Annotated in this window: 14 protein-coding genes and 1 tRNA gene; 8 read left to right on the forward strand and 7 right to left on the reverse strand. The window is 61.5% G+C overall.

All coding sequences use genetic code 11. The features are described 5' to 3' along the window. Positions 1-8: 8 nt before the first annotated feature. Genes trkA through A9404_RS10080 form a run of 3 tightly spaced genes read left to right on the forward strand, consistent with a single transcriptional unit; the run spans position 9 to position 3,832 of the window. A complete protein-coding gene (gene trkA / locus A9404_RS10070) occupies positions 9-1,385 on the forward strand; it encodes a Trk system potassium transporter TrkA (protein ID WP_066101011.1) in 1,377 nt (458 codons plus the stop codon). Positions 1,386-1,403: 18 nt separating this feature from the next. Continuing rightward, positions 1,404-2,855, forward strand: coding sequence for a potassium transporter TrkG (locus A9404_RS10075; protein ID WP_066101017.1), 1,452 nt, complete (start codon positions 1,404-1,406; stop codon positions 2,853-2,855). Between the two features lie 17 nt (positions 2,856-2,872). Next, a complete protein-coding gene (locus tag A9404_RS10080) occupies positions 2,873-3,832 on the forward strand; it encodes a lysophospholipid acyltransferase family protein (protein ID WP_066101020.1) in 960 nt (319 codons plus the stop codon). On the opposite strand, the gene A9404_RS10085 is transcribed toward A9404_RS10080, so the two are convergent. Both A9404_RS10085 and A9404_RS10090 read right to left on the reverse strand, forming a co-directional pair. Next, entirely contained in the window at positions 3,829-4,755 is a 927-nt protein-coding gene (locus tag A9404_RS10085; protein WP_066101022.1) for a lysophospholipid acyltransferase family protein, read from the reverse strand. The genes A9404_RS10080 and A9404_RS10085 overlap by 4 nt on opposite strands. Beyond that, positions 4,752-5,570: a tRNA 2-thiocytidine biosynthesis TtcA family protein gene (locus A9404_RS10090; RefSeq protein ID WP_066101026.1), complete on the reverse strand. Its 819-nt coding sequence runs from the start codon at positions 5,568-5,570 to the stop codon at positions 4,752-4,754. Before A9404_RS10090 ends, A9404_RS10085 begins: the two co-directional genes overlap by 4 nt. A 105-nt stretch (positions 5,571-5,675) precedes the next feature. Between A9404_RS10090 and pip the strand changes: the two genes are divergently transcribed. Then, positions 5,676-6,647, forward strand: a complete 972-nt coding sequence (pip, locus tag A9404_RS10095; RefSeq protein WP_066101029.1) for a prolyl aminopeptidase — start codon at positions 5,676-5,678, stop codon at positions 6,645-6,647. A 94-nt stretch (positions 6,648-6,741) separates the two neighbouring features. On the opposite strand, the gene soxZ is transcribed toward pip, so the two are convergent. The 4 genes from soxZ to A9404_RS10115 all read right to left on the reverse strand — a co-directional run bounded on the left by soxZ (position 6,742) and on the right by A9404_RS10115 (position 11,151). Beyond that, positions 6,742-7,047 (reverse strand): thiosulfate oxidation carrier complex protein SoxZ, encoded by a 306-nt coding sequence (gene soxZ, locus A9404_RS10100; RefSeq protein WP_066101031.1) that lies wholly within the window; start codon positions 7,045-7,047, stop codon positions 6,742-6,744. A gap of 55 nt (positions 7,048-7,102) precedes the next feature. Beyond that, positions 7,103-7,573, reverse strand: coding sequence for a thiosulfate oxidation carrier protein SoxY (soxY, locus tag A9404_RS10105; protein WP_066101034.1), 471 nt, complete (start codon positions 7,571-7,573; stop codon positions 7,103-7,105). 183 nt (positions 7,574-7,756) lie between these two features. Beyond that, positions 7,757-9,139 (reverse strand): sigma-54-dependent transcriptional regulator, encoded by a 1,383-nt coding sequence (locus A9404_RS10110; protein ID WP_231880900.1) that lies wholly within the window; start codon positions 9,137-9,139, stop codon positions 7,757-7,759. Positions 9,140-9,189: 50 nt separating this feature from the next. Continuing rightward, the gene (locus A9404_RS10115; protein WP_066101036.1) at positions 9,190-11,151 is read right to left on the reverse strand and encodes a sensor histidine kinase; all 1,962 of its coding nucleotides are present in this window, start codon (positions 11,149-11,151) and stop codon (positions 9,190-9,192) included. 20 nt (positions 11,152-11,171) lie between these two features. Here A9404_RS10115 and bioF point away from each other — a divergent pair, with 20 nt between their 5' ends. Continuing rightward, on the forward strand, positions 11,172-12,410 hold the full coding sequence (gene bioF / locus A9404_RS10120; protein ID WP_066101039.1) for an 8-amino-7-oxononanoate synthase: 1,239 nt from the start codon (positions 11,172-11,174) through the stop codon (positions 12,408-12,410). A 157-nt stretch (positions 12,411-12,567) separates the two neighbouring features. Here the strand turns inward: bioF and A9404_RS10125 are convergent, their stop codons facing one another. Further along, positions 12,568-13,395, reverse strand: a complete 828-nt coding sequence (locus A9404_RS10125) for a tetratricopeptide repeat protein (protein WP_156521306.1) — start codon at positions 13,393-13,395, stop codon at positions 12,568-12,570. A 262-nt stretch (positions 13,396-13,657) separates the two neighbouring features. Here A9404_RS10125 and dnaG point away from each other — a divergent pair, with 262 nt between their 5' ends. From dnaG to A9404_RS10140, 3 genes are all read left to right on the forward strand, one after another. Then, positions 13,658-15,337 carry a DNA primase gene (dnaG, locus tag A9404_RS10130; RefSeq protein WP_066101046.1) on the forward strand — a complete coding sequence of 560 codons (1,680 nt, stop codon included), beginning with the start codon at positions 13,658-13,660 and terminating at the stop codon, positions 15,335-15,337. A gap of 73 nt (positions 15,338-15,410) precedes the next feature. After that, on the forward strand, positions 15,411-17,276 hold the full coding sequence (gene rpoD / locus A9404_RS10135) for an RNA polymerase sigma factor RpoD (RefSeq protein WP_257736864.1): 1,866 nt from the start codon (positions 15,411-15,413) through the stop codon (positions 17,274-17,276). Between the two features lie 47 nt (positions 17,277-17,323). Then, positions 17,324-17,400, forward strand: a tRNA-Ile gene (locus A9404_RS10140). Positions 17,401-17,552: the final 152 nt, after the last annotated feature.

Here is a 17,552-nt window from a genome sequence, read left to right on the forward strand (position 1 = left end):
ATGGCTTCATGAAAATCATCATCCTGGGGGTTGGCCAGGTGGGTTCCTCGCTGGCCACCGTGCTGGCGGGCGAGATGCAGAACTCCGTCACGGTCGTCGATACCGACGCTGCCGCCCTGGGGCGCTTGCAGGATCGTCTGGATATCCGCACCGTGCAGGGGTACGGCGCACAGCCGAGCGTGCTGAGCGAGGCGGGCGCGGCCGATGCGGACGTCCTCATCGCCGTGACCAGTTCGGACGAAACCAACATGCTGGCCTGTCAGGTCGCCTGGACCCTGTACCGCACGCCCACCAAGATTGCCCGGATTCGCGCCACGGATTTCCACGATCACCCCGCCCTGTTCGACAACAGTGCGATCCCTGTCGATTACATGATCAGCCCCGAGCGGCTCATCAAGGATTACATCGCGCGGCTGATCGAGTATCCCGATGCGCTGCAGGTGCACGACTTCGCCGGCGGCAAGCTGCGGCTGATCGGCATGCGGGCGGATGCCGACGGTCCGCTGGTCGGCCATCCCATTCGTTATCTGGCCGAGCTGCTGCCGGACGTCGAGGTGCGGGTGGCGGCGATCTTCCGGCACGATGCGTCCCTGCACCCGGATGGCTCGACGGTCATCGAGGCCGATGACGAGGTCTTTTTCCTCTCTTCCAGCGAAAACATCCGCAAGGTGATGAGCGTGATGCGGCGCCTGGATCGGCCGTACAAGCGCATCATGATCGCCGGGGGCGGGAATATCGGCGGAGCGCTGGCCAAGGTGCTGGAGTCCCGCTATCAGGTCAAGCTGATCAGCAACAATACGGAGAAGGCGCGCAAGCTCAGTGCCGAACTGGATCACACCGTCGTGTTGACCGGCTCGGCCACGGACAGCGATCTGCTGGTCGAGGAGAACATCGAGGACATGGATGTCTTCCTGGCGCTGACCAACGACGACGAGGACAACATCCTGAGCGCCATGCTCGCCAAGCGGCTGGGCGCGCGCAAGGTGATGTGTATCGTGAATCGCAGCGAATATGTCGATCTGATCCACATGGGTACGATCGATATCGCCCTGTCGCCGCACAACATCACGATCGGCAGCCTGATCGGCCGTCTCCGGCGGGGCGACGTCGTCAGCGTGCATTCGCTGCGGCGCGGTGCGGCGGAGTCCATGGAAATCATCGCGCGGGGCGACAGCAAGACGTCCCGGATCGTCGGCCGGCGGGTGGATGCCCTCACGCTTCCCCCGGGGACGACCATCGGGGCGATCCTCCGCGAGGATGCCGTGCTGATCGCCCATCATGACACTGTGATCGAAGCGGACGATCACGTCATTCTGTTCCTGACCGACAAGCGCCATGTTCGGGATATCGAGCAGCTGTTCGCCGTCGGTTTCGGTTTCTTCTGAGGGCAGCGCGAGGCAGCCATGCAGTTCATCGTCGTCCTAAGGATTCTCGGAGTCCTGCTGATGGTCTTCAGCCTCACCTTCCTGCCGCCATGGCTGGTGGGCTGGATGATGGGCGATGCGGATCTCGTGCCGTTCGAAACCAGCTTCTTCATCGCTTTCGTGCTCGGGGGGCTGCTCTGGCTGCCGCTGCGTACCTACCGGCGCGAACTCAAGCTCCGCGACGGCTTGCTGATCGTGGTGTCCTTCTGGGTGACGCTCGGGCTTGTGGGCGCATTGCCCATCTTCCTGCAACCGACGCTGAACCTCAGCTTCACGCAATCGGTGTTCGAGTCCGTTTCCGGCATCACCACGACGGGCTCGACGGTGCTCGTCGGGCTCGACAACCTGCCGCGATCCCTCCTGTTCTATCGGCAGCAGCTGCAATGGTTGGGCGGCTTGGGGATCATCGTGCTGGTGGTGGCCTTCATGCCGCTGCTTGGCGTCGGCGGGATGCAGCTGTACAAGACCGAGATTTCCGGCCCGATGAAGGACAACCGGCTGTCGGGCAGGATTTCGGAAACGGCCAAGGCGCTCTGGATCGTCTATGCCGGCCTGACGTTTCTCTGTGCCATCCTGTACAAGCTGGAAGGCATGAGCTGGTTCGATGCCGTGGGGCATGCCTTTTCGACCATTTCCACCGGCGGCTTTTCCACTCATGACGACAGCCTCGGATTCTTCCACAGCTTTTCGATGGAGTTGACTGCCGAGATTTTCATGGTGCTCGGGGCGACGCCGATGGCGCTGCATTACCTCGCGATGCGCCATGGTTCGATCCGCGCCTACGGCAAGAGCTCCGAATTCAAGTTTTTTCTGATGCTGCTCGGGATGCTGTTTCTGTTCATCGCCCTGGCGATCCTGCTGGCGCGCCCGGATTCCGAATGGCTTTGGGGGATGCGTTGGGGACTCTTCACCCTGGTCTCGATGATGACGACGACAGGGTTTACGCTGACCGACCATACGCCCTGGCCGGCCTTCCTGCCCGTGCTCGTGCTGGCCACCGCCCTGATCGGCGGCTGCGCGGGCTCGACGGCTGGCGGTCTGAAAACCGTCCGGATGCTTCTGCTCACCCGGCAGGGTGTCAACGAGTTGCGCAAGTTGGTGCATCCCCACGCCGAGTTCGTGGTGAAGCTGAGCGGGCGGGCGATCAGCCCGACGGTGATCAGCGCGGTCTGGGCCTTTTTTGCCGCGTACGTGTTCGTCTTCGTGGTCGTGTTCTTTGCCATGATGGTCACCGGTCTCGATGCCGTATCCGCGATGGGCGCGGCAATCGCGACCCTGACCAGCGTAGGCCCCGGTCTGGGGTCCGTCACGGGCAACTTTGCCAGTGCCTCCAGCGCGACGCTCTGGGTGGGGACGGTCTCGATGATCCTCGGTCGTCTGGAAATCTTTACCGTGCTGGTCCTGTTCCTGCCGATGTTCTGGCAGCGCTGATGCGGGTGGAGTGACCGGTGTCGGATTCGCCTTCCCCGTCTTCCCGCGATACGTCGGGCGCCGATCAGGGCCAACCCTTCGAGCGGCAGTTTCTCGGGCCGCTGTACTGGGGCATCTGGCTGTTTGTCGGACTGCTCTGGCTGCTGGCCTATGCGCCGCATCGCCTGCGACTGGGTCTCGCGATCCTGCTCGGTGGACTGTACCGCCGTGCCTATCCCAAGCGCCGCCGGATCGTTGCGCGAAACCTGAGTCTCTGCTTCCCCGAAGCATCGGATGAGACACGGTCAGACTGGCTGCGCCGGCATTTCATCCTGCAGGCCTACGCCCTGCTCGATCTCGGTCGTCTGTGGTTTCGACCTGCCGACTATCTGATGTCGCATACCCGGGTGAGCGATCCCGATGCCTTCGCACAGCTGGTCGCGGGTGGCGGCGTCGTGCTCACGGGGCATGGCGCGGGCCTCGAATGGGTCGGGCATTTCTTTACCATGAACATGACCGGTTCGGCCATGTACAAGCCGTTCGGGCGCAACCGGTTGCTGAACTGGCTGTTCGAACGCGGGCGGGAGCGTCATGGGGCACGGGTCTATCCCCGCGCTCAGGGCTTGAAGCCCCATCTGCGCCACCTGCGTGCCGGGCAAGGGTTCTTCTACATTGCCGATGAAGATCTGGGGGCGGCGGATTCCGTATTCGCCCCGTTCTTCGGTGTCGAGAAGGCGACCGTCCCCCTGGCCGGCAAGATTGCCGCGCTGGGACGGGTGCCCGTATACCCGGCACTCGGGCAATTGGATCTCGGCGACGGGAGCTATCGGCTTCTGATTCTGCCGCAGACCGTCATACCTCAGGAAGCCGACGAATCCGCGGCCGCGGCAATCAACAGTACGCTGGAAAGGCTGATCCGGATCGATCCCCCGCAGTACATGTGGTCGCTCAAGCTGTTCAAGACGCGACCGAATGCCGCGCGCGAGGTGTACGACTAGTTGTTGGCGTTGTGGGATGGCTCAGGCTGCCGGCGGAACCGGCGGTAGGTCCATTGATACTGTTCCGGGCATTGCAGGATCAGATCGGCCAGGCCGGCATTCATCGCGGTCAGCGATTCATCCGGATCCGGACTCGATATGCCCGCTGGTGCCTCGCTGAAGTGCAGATGGAACCCCGCAGCGCACGGCAGGCGCTCCATCCAGCCGAACAATGCGCTGGCGCCGGTGTTCTGGATCAGGCTGTGCACGAGGCTCAGGGTATAGGCCGGATGCCCGAAGAACGGGGCGAACCGGCCGTCTCCGGCACTGGGCTCCTGATCCGGGAGGATGGCGATCAATTCCCCGCGCCGCAGGGCCAGCAGCAACTGCTTGACGCCATGGCGATTTGCGGGAACGACCCGGGCGCCGAACCGCTGGCGTACCTCGTTGAGGACGGTTTCGAAGGCGGGTTCGCGCGGCGGACGATAGAGAACGGTCACCGGGTAGTGTAGGGACGTGATCAGTCCGCCCAACTCCCAGGCCCCGAGATGGGGGGCGAGCAATATGGCGCCGTGTCCTTTGGCCAACGCACTGTCGATGAGATCCTGTCGATCGGACTGGACGATCAGGTTCTCGATTTTCTGTTTCGGCCACATCCAGATCGGCCCGAGTTCGGTCAGTGTTTTCCCGGTTTCGATCAGGCTGCGGCGTGTCAGTGCGGCTTGCTCGTCATCGGAAAGCCCCGGCAGACAGCGGGCGATATTTTCGGCAGCGGTGTTCCGGGCCTTGCTGCCGAAAATCCAGAAGAGCCAGCCCAGAAGCGCGCCCAGTCGGTGATTGAATTTCAGCGATCGCCCCGCAAAGAATCGGATCAGGCCATGCAGTAATCCGAGGCGAAAGGCGCTGCGCCAAGGGCGGCCGCGCTGCTGGGGGACCGTTTTCACGGACTCGGTGTCTCGGGAGGGGCGGTCAGGCAGGTATCGAAGCCTTCGCGCATCAGTGGGGCGAGGGTGGATTCGAGCGAACGGAACAACTGGGGATTGAGTCGTTCTTCGGCGGCCAGCAGTTGCTTGAAGTGCTCGCGTTGCGTTGGCTTGGCGAAGCAGGCGGGACAGTTGTCCTTGATGACCGGCAACCCGTTCGTCCGGGCAAAATCGATCAGCGCCCGTTCGCGCACGCGAACAAACGGGCGGATGATGCGCAAGTCGCCCGCATCGTTGCGGTAATGGGCCTTCATGGTGTTGAGCTTGCCGCCATGAAAGGCGCTCATGAGAAAGCTTTCCGCCAGATCGTCGAGGTGCTGTGCCAGCGCCAGGACGTTGTAGCCCTCGCGTCGGGCGGCCTTGTACAGGAGGCCGCGTTTCATGCGCGCGCAGAAGGCGCAGTAGGAATCGCCGCGCATGTGTTCGGTGGCCAGGCCGACGATATCTTCCCGCTCGACGAAGTAGGGCAGGCCCAGGTCGGCGAGGTAGCCGCGCAACGGACTGGGATCGAAGCCCGGCGTCATCGGGTCGATGGTGATGGCGGCGAGTTCGAAAGGAATCGGCGCCCGCCGCTGGACGTGTCTCAGGGCATGGATCAGGGAAAGGGAATCCTTGCCGCCGGACAGTCCGATCAGAATCCGGTCGTTCGGCTGGATCATCGAGAACTCGATCAATGTTCTGGCGACGATGCGCTGCAGTTTCTTGCCGGGTGTCGCCCAGAGGGCGTGCGGCGGTCTTGCGGCTTCTTCCGAGGGGGGGGTGATGGGGGTGTTCATGGCGATCAAAGAGATGAAAACGCGCTTATTGTACGGAATTCGGGCGAACTATGGCTAAGATGGACCGTCTCGAGATTACCCGGACCGTTGTTTGAGGAGGCCCTCATGCGCCAGTTGTACCCTGCTATCGAACCCTTGCTGCAGCACAGCATTCCCGTCCAGGCGCCTCACGTCCTGCATGTGGAGGAGTGCGGGCGTCTGCACGGGATACCGGTCGTGTTTCTGCATGGCGGGCCAGGAGCCGGCTGCACGCCGACGCATCGTCGCTTCTTCGATCCCGACCGCTACCGGATCATCCTCGTCGATCAGCGCGGTGCGGGGCGCTCCACACCGCATGCGAGCCTCGAGAACAACACGACCCAGGATCTGATCGCCGATCTTGAGTTGGTGCGGGCGCATCTTGGGATCGAGCGCTGGCTGGTGTTCGGGGGGTCCTGGGGTTCCACGTTGGCGCTTGCCTACGCCGCCACGCACCCGGAACGGGTTTTGGGGATGATTCTGCGGGGCATCTTCCTGTGTCGGGACGAGGACGTCGCCTGGTTCTACCAGTCCGGCGCCGACCGAATCTTCCCGGACTACTGGGCAGACTATCTGGCGCCCATTCCGGAGAACGAGCGGGGCGATCTCGTTCTCGCCTATCGTCGACGGCTCGTGGGGGCCGACGAGCTGGCGCGCATGCAGGCGGCCAAGGCCTGGTCGACCTGGGAGGGCCGAACCGCGACCCTGCGCACCGATCCGGCCACCGTGGATTTCTTTGCCGACCCGCATCACGCGCTGGCGATCGCACGGATCGAGAATCACTATTTCTTTCATGGCTCTTTTCTGCGGGACAATCCCCTGCTGGCGCAGGCGGATCGGTTTGCGCATCTCGAGGGCGAGATCATCCACGGTCGCTATGATGTGGTCTGCCCGATCAAGCAGGCGTTCGATCTGGCTGCCGTCTGGCCGAAGGCGCGTTTGACCGTGGTGGGAGATGCGGGCCATGCGGTGAGTGAGCCGGGCATTACCGATGCGTTGATCCGGGCGACGGATCGCTTTGCGGAGCAGTTGGGCGGGCATGCGAATGGTCGAGGCTAGCGCGAAATGAAATGATCCGGCGCAAAAAAACCCGCCATAAGGCGGGTTTTCTTCATTGGCGGGCAGGACGCCCGCCTTCCGAAACGACTGCTAATTAGGCAGTAGCGGTTTCAGAGTCGCTCTTGCCGATGTTGGATGCCCAAGCGATGGTGACCTTGTCACCCTTCTTGCCAGGTACCTTAACGTTGATGTACGGGTTCTTGGAGACGGCAACGGACAGGTTGGCTTCAACAGCCGGCTTGTCGTTGACGGATACGGTCAGGGTCTGAATGTAGTTGGCAGGAATGATCTTGCCAGTAGCCTTGTCCTTCAGACGGCCGGTTTCCATCGGGTGCTCGATCAGGCTCTTAACGTCCAGAACGTCGCCAGCGGCGCTAATACGCATTTTGATTGTTGACATTGTCAATACCTCGTTAGTCTAACTTCAATATCCGGTAAAACAGGACTGCGAGCGATTAGCCGCCGCAACCACCGATGGTGACCTTGACTTGCTTGGAAGCTGAGTACAGCTTGCCGCCAGCGTGTGCAACGCCGATAACGTCATCGGTCTTGCCCATACGGATACGGGTAGACATGAAAGGCTGGGCGCCATCGAACTTGAAGTTGCAAACCAACGGAGTCGGGTTGCCTTTTACCAGCACGGCCAGGTTGTCGGTGCCAGCGATAGAAGATTCGATGGTGACCGGAACAACGGCGCCGTTTTCAGCGATGTCCGGAGCCTTGACGGTGATGTCCTTGGAAGCGGCAACGCCGGAAACACCGTACAGGTCTTGCAGAGACTCTTCGAAGCCCTTGGTGTCATAGGCCTTCTGCGGCCAGGTGGCGGCCAGAACGGCACGCGGGGTCAGCAGGCCGGCGCCAACGGCCAGACCAACAGCACTGGCAGCCATGCTGCCCTTCAAAAATACACGACGATTAGATTGCATGGATCTGAACTCCTCAATGTTGTGTGGAATACCACGCTAGTCTCTAAGCATGCCCCGTGCCAACTTGTAAGCTGCTGTTTCGGGGCGATTTAATCGAGGGATTCGGCGGATTGCAAATTGCAAAGTGCAATTTTCAATCCGCATTTTGCGCCATATTCCCGATCCGATTTGGATAGGTTCTATTTATGACGGGCTTTCGTTCGTGTCGTTCTGACCATAGGACTGAAGCTTGCGCCAGAGCGTCGATTTGTTGATGCCGAGTGTCAGGGCCGTCTTTTCCCGGTTGCCGTCGTTGGCCTGAAGGATTTTTTCGATGTAGCGCCGTTCGAGCACCTCCAGCGTCGGTTGATCCGCATCGATGCCGGGCGCCGCATTGCCGTTGTTGGGTTTGGCCAGGCTGCTGGCCCAGGGTGAAGCGGTGTCTCCATCCAGATCCAGGCTGATTTCGGCCGCGTTGGACAGGGCCACGGCCCGCTCGATCATGTTCTTCAGTTCGCGTACGTTGCCGGGCCAGTCGTACGCCATGATGCGTTCCATGCTTTCGGCATCGAATCGTTGGGCCGGACGGTTGTAGCGGGAGGCGAAATGACGGATGAAATGATCGATCAGCGCCGGAATGTCTTCCTTGCGCTCGCGCAACGGCGGTATGCGCAGGCGGACGACATGCAGCCGGTGGTAGAGATCGTGGCGGAAGCTGCCTTCGCTGACCATCTTGGCCAGGTCGCGGTTGCTGGCCACGATAAAGCGGACGTCGATATTGATGGGGGTAATGCCGCCGACGCGCGTGATCTGCTGCTCCTGGATGACGCGAAGCAGCTTGACCTGCATGGCGTCTGAAATGTTGCCGATCTCGTCCAGGAAGACGGTGCCGCCGCTGGCGATTTCCAGCAGGCCCTGCTTGGTCGTGGATGCGCCGGTGTAGGCGCCTTTTTCGTGGCCGAAGAGTTCGTTCTCGAGCAGCGTGTCGGTCAGGGCGCCGCAGTCGATGACGATATAGGGCTTGTTGGCGAAGTCGGAGTGTTCGTGCAGCGCTCGCGCGGCCAGCTCCTTCCCGCTGCCGGATTCGCCTTCGATCATCACGTTGATGCGGACATCGTGAATCTTGTCGATGACGCGGTACACCCCTGAGATGGCGGGAGAGTTCCCCAACATGGCACGCTCTGCCTGGGAGAGGGGCAGCGTTCGGGGATCCGGTTCCTGTCGCAGCAGGCGGTGGGCCAGCTGGACGAGTTCCTCGGGATCGAAGGGCTTCTTGATGAAGTCGTCTGCGCCCAGGCGCAGGGCATCGATGGCATGATCGAGGGTGGAGTAACCGGTGATCAGGACGAAAGGGACGTCCTTGTCGCGACTACGTACCCATTCGAGAAACTCGAGGCCGCTCATGCCGGGCATCTTGAGATCGGAAATGATCAGGTCGGCGGCGTTCTGTTCCAGCCAGGACTGGGCTTGGGTAACGGACTGAAAGCCCTGCACGGCCAGGCCTTCCGTTTGGGCGAACCGGCTGAAAAGATCGCTGGCGCGCTGGTCGTCGTCGACAAATACGATGGTGGGCTGCTTGGACATCATTCAACATATTCCATGGATTAAGCCGTGTGACCGGAGACCGTCCGTCGGGTTCAGCCCCCGATGCGCGGGGCCGATTTTTGTCGCGGCAGGGTGATGTGGGCGATCACTCCGCTGCGATCGGACCGGTTGGCGACACTCAGGGTCCCGCCATGATACTGGATGATGCCAAGGCTGATCGAAAGACCCAGGCCGGTGCCGCGATCCACCGATTTGGTCGTGAAGAAGGGATCGAAGATCTTGTCGATGGCATCGGTGTCGATACCGCTGCCTTCGTCCTGGACGACGATGTGCAGCTGCTCGGGGTCGCAATAGGCTTCGACCGAAATCGTGCCGTTAGCAGTCGATGCGTGAATGGCGTTGCGCAAGAGATTGATGACGACCTGGCCGATCTGGTTCGGATCGAAACTCGCGGTGCAGTCGGCCTGCGCGAACGAGAGGTTGATGAAGACATCGTTTTCAATGGCTTCGGGGTGGAGGCGGTCGATCAATTCGGTCAACCAGGCGTCGATCCGGGTTTCCTGGTGGTCCGGCGGCAGTTGCCGGGCGAAGTTCATCACGCCGCGCACGATGTGGCCGACACGCTGGGCCTCGGCGCGCAGGTCGTTGATATCTGCCCTCAGGTGCTGGTGATCGGGCTCGGTCTGTCGTTCGAGCAGGCGCGTCAATGTCAGAATGTTGTTCAGGGGGTTGTTGATCTCGTGGCCGATGCCCGCCGCCATCTCCCCGATCGAGGCGAGTTTGGCTTGTTGCAGCATCTGGCGTTCGGCCGCTGCCCGGCGACTTGCCTCGTCGTTGAGGTGTTCCGTGAGATAACGGAACGACTGCTGCAACTGACGCAGTTCGGTGGTGTTCGCGTCCACTGGGATGATTTCGTCCCGATTGCCGTCAGCGAACTGCTTGAGCGTTTGGCCCAGTCGGATGATCGGTCGGGAGAAATATCGGGCGCCCAGACCGGCGAGCAGCAGGCTCAGCGCCAAGGCCAGCAGCGTGAAGCCCCAGAGGCTCTGGTGGATGTCCTCGAAGGGGGCGGAAGTGACATTCGAGGGCTGCCGCAGGGTGATGAACCAGGAGACGAGGCTGCGCGGATAGGGGTGATACTCCTGGAAATAGATGCGGCTTTCGCCATCCTTGCTCAGATAGACGCCGTTCGATTGTGCCACGGCCGCTTCCCAGAACTTGCCGTCGTCGATGCTTTGCGCATAGGTGGGCTGGGTGCCGGGGTGTGCCTCCATGGGGGTAATGAATTTGCGATCGGTCTTGTCGTCGTAGAGCGTCAGGCCATCCCGCTGCTCGTTGCCCGGGTCGTGCTCGATCACCATGATTTCCGAATTGCGCGGCTTGGGCGAGAGGGCCAGAATCTGGTCCAGGTACTCCCCGAAGGTGTTCAGCACGACGTAACCGGCGCGCATGTCGCCGAGACTGCGAAGGGGGTAGACGCCATACAGCATGCTTGGATACTGGTTGGGCGCCACATCCCACAGCGAGGAAGGCAGCATCAGGAAACTGATTTCGTCGAACGGCAGCTGACGGAGCTGATTGAGGAACTTCGGATTCTCCAGTTCCTCTTCCACGTAGTTGACCTGGCTCAGACTTTCGAAGATGGGCGGCGCGGCGCGGCCCAGGGTCGTCTTGACGACCGTATTGCCGGCGGCGTCCAGGATGCGGATACTGCCCAGACCCGGTACGGTGCGTTGCAGGCCGGCGAGGAAGGAATTCGCACGAATCCGGTCCGAGGTCAGGTCCGGATGACGGATGCCCTGAGCCGAGGCCACGAGGGCGTTGAGCATGGTCTGGATCGCCTGGGAGTGGGCAATTCCCTTCAGGACCTCGCGTTCGTAGAGCAGCCGGTTGTTGATTTCGCCGGTCAGGGCCTCGATGTAGTCGTTTACCTCACGGGTGACTTCAGACTGAAAGCGATGCTCGCTGTAGGATGTGACCCCCCAAACCAAAGCCAGAACCGGCAGCAGGGTGGCCCCGAAGGTCCACAGAAAGATGTTGACGGGCAGACGCATAGACCGCTTCGCTCACAAGAATGAGGGACAAAATTATCACAACCCGTGATTGGACACAGTGGTTATCTGAGCGCGAGGACGCGGGGTTGACCCGGCGCCTCCGGCTGGCCGATTCCCCACAGGATGTGCGGATGCAGGTGGATGGACGCAGCCTGCTGACGTTCTGCAGCAACGACTATCTCGGGCTGGCGCGGCATCCGGAAGTCGCAGCCGCCATGCAAGCCGGGATCGCGCGCTGGGGGGTCGGTGCCGGTGCAGCGCATCTCGTCAACGGTCACTTCGGCCCGCATGACGAATTGGAGCGTGCACTGGCGGAGTGGCTGCGGGTCGATCGTGCGCTGCTCTTTTCGACGGGTTACATGGCCAACCTTGCCGTGGTGGGTGGGCTGGTAGGGCGGGGCGATACCGTGATTGCCGATCGGCTCAATCACGCGTCGCTCGTGGATGCCGCTCAGTTGAGCGGCGCGAAGCTCTTGCGCTATCGGCACGGAGATATGGCCGATGCCCGTCGGCAGCTGGCGCGTGCGTCCGGTACGCGTATGATCCTGACCGACGGCGTGTTCAGCATGGACGGCGACGTGGCGCCGCTGACGGAATTGATGGCGCTGGCGGCGGCCTACGATGCCTGGCTGGTGGTGGACGATGCCCACGGTTTCGGGGTATGGGGCGAATCGGGTCGGGGTTCTCTGTCGGCATCGGGCCTGGTGAGCGCCGGTGTCCCCGAATACCTCATCCAGGTGGGTACATTGGGCAAGGCGTTCGGCACGGCAGGTGCTTTCGTGGCGGGTGGCCGTCAGCCGATCGAGGTGCTGTTGCAACGGGCACGCAGTTATCTGTTCACAACCGCGCAGCCGCCATCGCTGGCCTGCGCGACCCTGGCCAGTCTGAATCTGATCCGGCACGGGGATTCCCGGCGCGCCCACCTGCAGGGGTTGATTGCGCGGTTGCGCGACGATCTGGCGGGTATCGGTCTCCCGGTGCTGACGAGCGATCAGATGGCGGTGCCCTCTTCGGTCACGGCGGACCTGGCGCTGATGCCTTCGACCACGCCGATCCAGCCCCTCTGGGTCGGCGACAGCCAGCGGGCGCTGGCGCTCTCCCGCGCGCTGGAAACGGCTGGGCTGCTCGTGCCCGCCATCCGCCCGCCCACCGTGCCGGCCGGATCCGCGCGTCTGCGCGTGACATTGAGCGCGGCACATGCTGCTGAGGACGTGGCACAACTGGTGGCCGCGATTGAGGAAAACCTTCCCTGCGGTTAGTCGGTCAACGGGGCAGGAAAGCCGTTCGGGCTGTGAAACGGCGGTGATCGATCCGGCGTATGTGCGGTGACGTACAAGCAAACAGTCCCCGGTTTTGCCGGGGACCGATGGGCGGAGATCAGGCTGAGGGCTGATTGGGCGAGTTTGCCTCGTCCAATCAACGTGATGCGATCTTCTGGTAGTCGTCCAGCGCTGCGTTGAGTTGTCCCTTGGCGCTGACTTTCGCAGCCAATTCTTGACCCTGTTTGATCTGGGCGTCATTCAGCTTTGGTTCGAGATTCTTGAGTGCCGTGGCGGCGGCGACGTTGCCATGGTCCGCCAAGGGGCGCAGCAGGCCGTAGGCGGCAACCGGATCGGGCTTATCCACGCCCATGCCATCCAGGTACATCAGGCTCAGGTTGTACTGAGCGGCGGCGTAGCCCTGAACGGCAGCGGCACGGAACCATTTGAACGCCTGGTGGTAATCCTGCGGAACCCCCTTGCCGGCGAGGTAGAGGGCAGCCAGATTGCTCTGTGCTCGGTCGTAGCCCTTGTCCGCAGCCATGCGGAACCATTTGGCGGCGACGGTATAGTCCTGTTTGACGCCGTCGCCGTTGTAGTACATGGTGCCCAGGGCAAGTTGGCCAGGCGCGAAACCCTGCTCGGCGGCACGTTGATACCAGGAAATGCCGGTGCTGAGGTTCTTGGGTACGCCCTGGCCGACGCAGTACATGTGGCCCAATACATATTGGGCAAAAATATCGCCTTTTTCTGCCTTGGGCAGCCAGCGTGCAAGACCGTCGCCGGCATACAGATCCTGAGTCTTCGCTTCCGGAACCACAGTGGCGGCGGTGGGTTTGGCCTGGGCGTGATGCTTGTGGTGGTGTTTGTCGGCCTTTTCCGAGGCCTGAGCGCCTGTGGCGCTCAACGTAAAGCCCGCCAGGGCAATGATTGCCCAAGTGCCCGCGCGCATCGTCCGGTGCGCAGATGATATTCCTTTATTCATGGCAAATTGCCTCCTGAAACCAAACAGTTTTCGTTAACACGCATAGTTTGAACGGTTATGGTGCGCCGCTCAATATCTATGACGTTTTTTGGTGTTGTTTGTTTCATTAACGTATTGATTAATCGGGTGTGTTCTGAGGGTTCCGGGCGGGGCGGGCGGGATTTTTCCGCGCTTTTCCTGTGCATTGTCTGGCGGGTTTTCGGAGCGTGCTTGTCAGTCCGGATTTTCGCCCGCTCTTTGGTAGATCACATACAATGCGCGCATGAGTTTTATCCCCGAATCCTTCATTGATGACGTGCTGGCGCGAACGGATCTGGTCGAGTTGATCCATCGGCAGGTGCCGCTCAAGAAAAAGGGGCGGGAATATGCGGCATGTTGTCCGTTCCATCAGGAAAAAACCCCGTCGTTCTATGTGAATCCCGACAAGCAGTTCTATCACTGTTTCGGCTGCGGGGCGCACGGCAATGCGATCAGTTTTCTGATGGATTACGAACACCGCGATTTTCGGGGCGCCATCGAGCAGTTGGCGGAAGCGGTCGGGTTGAGCTTGCCCGAGTCTGCTGCGGACCATGCCGTGCTGGATGCCCAGACGCAATCGTTCCAGGTGATGGATCGGGTGAATGCGCATTTCAAAACGCAATTGCGCCAGCATCCGGAGGCGATCGAGTACCTGAAAGGGCGACATCTGCAGGGTGAAACGGCGGCGTTGTACAGCATCGGTTTCGCACCGGGCGGCAATGCGTTGCTTCAGGCATTTGCGAAGGAACCTGCCACGATCGAAACCCTGATCGAACTCGGCTTGATCATCCAGAAGGACGACGGCGAACGCTACGATCGCTTCCGACGTCGCATCATGTTTCCGATTCGCGACAAGCGTGGGCAGATCCGCGGTTTCGGCGGACGCATTGTCGGTCCTGGCGAGCCGAAGTATCTGAACTCGCCCGAGTCGCCGCTGTTTCACAAGGGTCAGCACGTGTATGGCGTGTACGAGTCGCGGCTCGACAATGCTCGCCCGAACCGGCTGCTGATTGTCGAAGGCTACATGGATGTCGTGATGCTCGCGCAGCATGGGATTCGCAACGTGGTGGCGACGATGGGTACGGCGACCACGGACGAGCAGATCCAGCGGCTCTATGCGCAAACGGCCACCCTGGTGTTCTGTTTCGATGGCGATGCGGCTGGCCGCCGGGCGGCCGGCCGGGCGTTGCAGGCGGCGTTGCCGCATCTTTCCGATGGCCGGGATCTGCGGTTCCTCTTTTTACCGGATGGAGAGGATCCGGACAGTTTCGTGCAGCAGCAGGGGCAAGCCGGCCTGATCGAGTTGATCGAGCGGCACAGCCTCGCTTTCGATCAATTCATGCTCCAATTACTCGATCAGCAGGAGCCGGGCACCGGTACGGCCATCCAGGCCCGGAAGGCGAAGACCGGCGCGGAGTGGGTGGGGCGACTGCCGGAAGGGGCGCTGAAGCGGATCACCCTGCGCCGCTTGAACGAACATACGGGCGTTTGGCGTGCCAAGGGGGCGCAGAATCAGCCGCCGCCTATCCCGCAACAGCCGCGCAAAAAGCCTGCACGCTATCCGGCGCATACCGTCGTTCTGGCGATTCTGCTGCGCCATCCGGATCTGCTGCCGCATGTGCTCGATCCGTCGGCCTGGTTGGACGGTGCGGTTCCGGAGGGTTTCGCCGGGTTGCGCACGATGGCCGGCGAGCGGTTGTCGGCAGCGATCGCCGAGTCCTGGGACAGGGAGACTGTCGCGGCGGCCCGTGCGTGCGATTTTCACGGCGTGAACGACCTGGGGATGGCCCAGGCGATTCTGCTGGATACCCTGAAACAACATCAGCGCGAACAGGCCGACGCCGCGCGCAAGCAGCAGTCGATCGAGCGTCTGGCACAGTTGCGCGGCCAAACGAGCTCGACTAATTTTCCGGAAGGGGATTGAATCCCGCGGGCGTGCCCATAGGTTTCAACCAGCAGAAATAGCAGAAATTTTTTTCCGCGGGCGCTATAATCGTCTGTTCGCAAAATTTACGCCTCAAGGTGACCGCCGCATGCACGAAAATCAGCAGGCAAGCATCAAGCAACTCATCGCCCATGGTCGGGAGCAGGGCTTCCTGACCTACGCTGAAATCAGCGACCATCTGCCGGAAACGCTGGTGGACGCCGATCAGATCGAAGACATCATCGCCATGATCCAGGAGATGGGCATCTCCGTGTTCGAGGTGGCGCCGGACGGCGATGATCTCGGGCTTTCGGAAGAGTCCCGCGTCGCCAACGACGAAGATGCGGCGGAAGAAGCCGTGGCCGTGCTCGCTTCTCAGGTCGATGCCGAATTCGGTCGCACGACCGACCCCGTACGCATGTACATGCGTGAAATGGGTACCGTCGATCTGCTGAACCGCCAGGGCGAAATCGAAATTGCCAAGCGCATCGAAGAGGGCTTGCGCGAAGTGACCCGTGCACTGGCGTTCTATCCGCCCACCATCGAAACCCTGCTGGCCCATTACGCCATGGTCGAGGCCGGCGAATTCCGCCTGCAGGATTTGATCGTCGGCATCAACGAACCGGATATCGAGCCGCCGGTCGACGATGAGGAAGACAAGCCGATCGTGACCACGACCACCAAGGTGGCCAACGACGATGACGAAAGCGAGGACGAGGAAGACAGCGAAGAAGAGGAAACCGTTGTCGACAACAGCCTCGATCCCGAAGTCGTCCGGGCGCACATGCTCGAGATCCAGAAGCTGGCCGAGCGCCTGGATTGCCGTGATGCCGAATATCTGGATTCGTTGGCGGACCAGCTCGTTCAGCTCAAGCTGAACCCGGCCTTCAACGAAAAGCTGCTGGAGCAGATCCGTCAGGCCATCGCCCGCGTGCGCCTGCTGGAGAAGCAGATTATGCAGCACGCGGTCGACAAGGGCGGCATCAAGCGCGAGACCTTCATCGAGGCCTTCCGGAGCAACGAATCCGACATCAGCTGGATCGACGCGGCCACCAAGGGCAAGCCCACGGCGCGCTTCATCCAGGTTCGTCCCGAGATCGAACGCCTGCAGAAGCGACTCAATACGGTCGAGCGCGACAGCAAGCTGAGCGTGGCGCAAACCCGCGAAGTCTATCGTCTGATCACCCTGGGCGAAGCCAAGGCGCGTCGTGCCAAGAAGGAAATGATCGAGGCCAACCTGCGCCTGGTGATCTCCATCGCCAAGAAATACACCAACCGCGGCCTGCAGTTCCTGGATCTGATCCAGGAAGGCAACATCGGCTTGATGAAGGCAGTGGACAAGTTCGAATACCGGCGTGGCTACAAGTTCTCGACCTATGCGACCTGGTGGATCCGTCAGGCCATCACCCGTTCGATCGCCGATCAGGCGCGCACCATCCGGATTCCGGTGCACATGATCGAGACGATCAACAAGCTCAACCGCATCAGCCGTCAGATGCTGCAGGAAATGGGCCGCGAGCCCACGCCCGAGGAACTGGCGGTGCGTATGGACTTGCCGGAAGACAAGATCCGCAAGGTGCTGAAGATCGCCAAGGAACCGATTTCGATGGAGACCCCGATCGGCGAGGACGACGATTCCAGCCTGGGTGATTTCATCGAAGACCAGGGCGCGATTTCGCCGATGGACTCGGCGACCAACGCCAGTCTCTCCGAGATCGTGCGGGAAATCCTCGCCTCCCTGACGCCACGGGAAGCCAAGGTGCTGATGATGCGCTTCGGGATCGGCATGAACACCGATCACACCCTCGAGGAAGTCGGCAAGCAGTTCGACGTGACGCGCGAGCGCATCCGTCAGATCGAAGCCAAGGCCCTGCGCAAACTGCGGCATCCCTCGCGTTCCGAGCGGCTGCGCAGTTTCATCGAGATGCATGTCGATTAAAATGCCCGCGGGCAAGCTCGGCGGCAACCGCTGCCGAGCCCTCTTTCGGGCCTATAGCTCAGTTGGTTAGAGCAGTCGACTCATAATCGATTGGTCGCAGGTTCAAGTCCTGCTGGGCCCACCACTCCCTCCGGTCGCGCTGAACCTCAGCGGACTATTCCAGCCAAACCCGCCTTGATCGGCGGGTTTGTCGCTTCGGCGGTGCGAAGCGATGCTTCGCGTTTTCGCCTACGCCCTGCTGGGCCCACCACTCCCTCCGGTCGCGCTGAACCTCAG

Source organism: Halothiobacillus diazotrophicus (assembly GCF_001663815.1).
Lineage (GTDB): Bacteria > Pseudomonadota > Gammaproteobacteria > Halothiobacillales > Halothiobacillaceae > Halothiobacillus > Halothiobacillus diazotrophicus.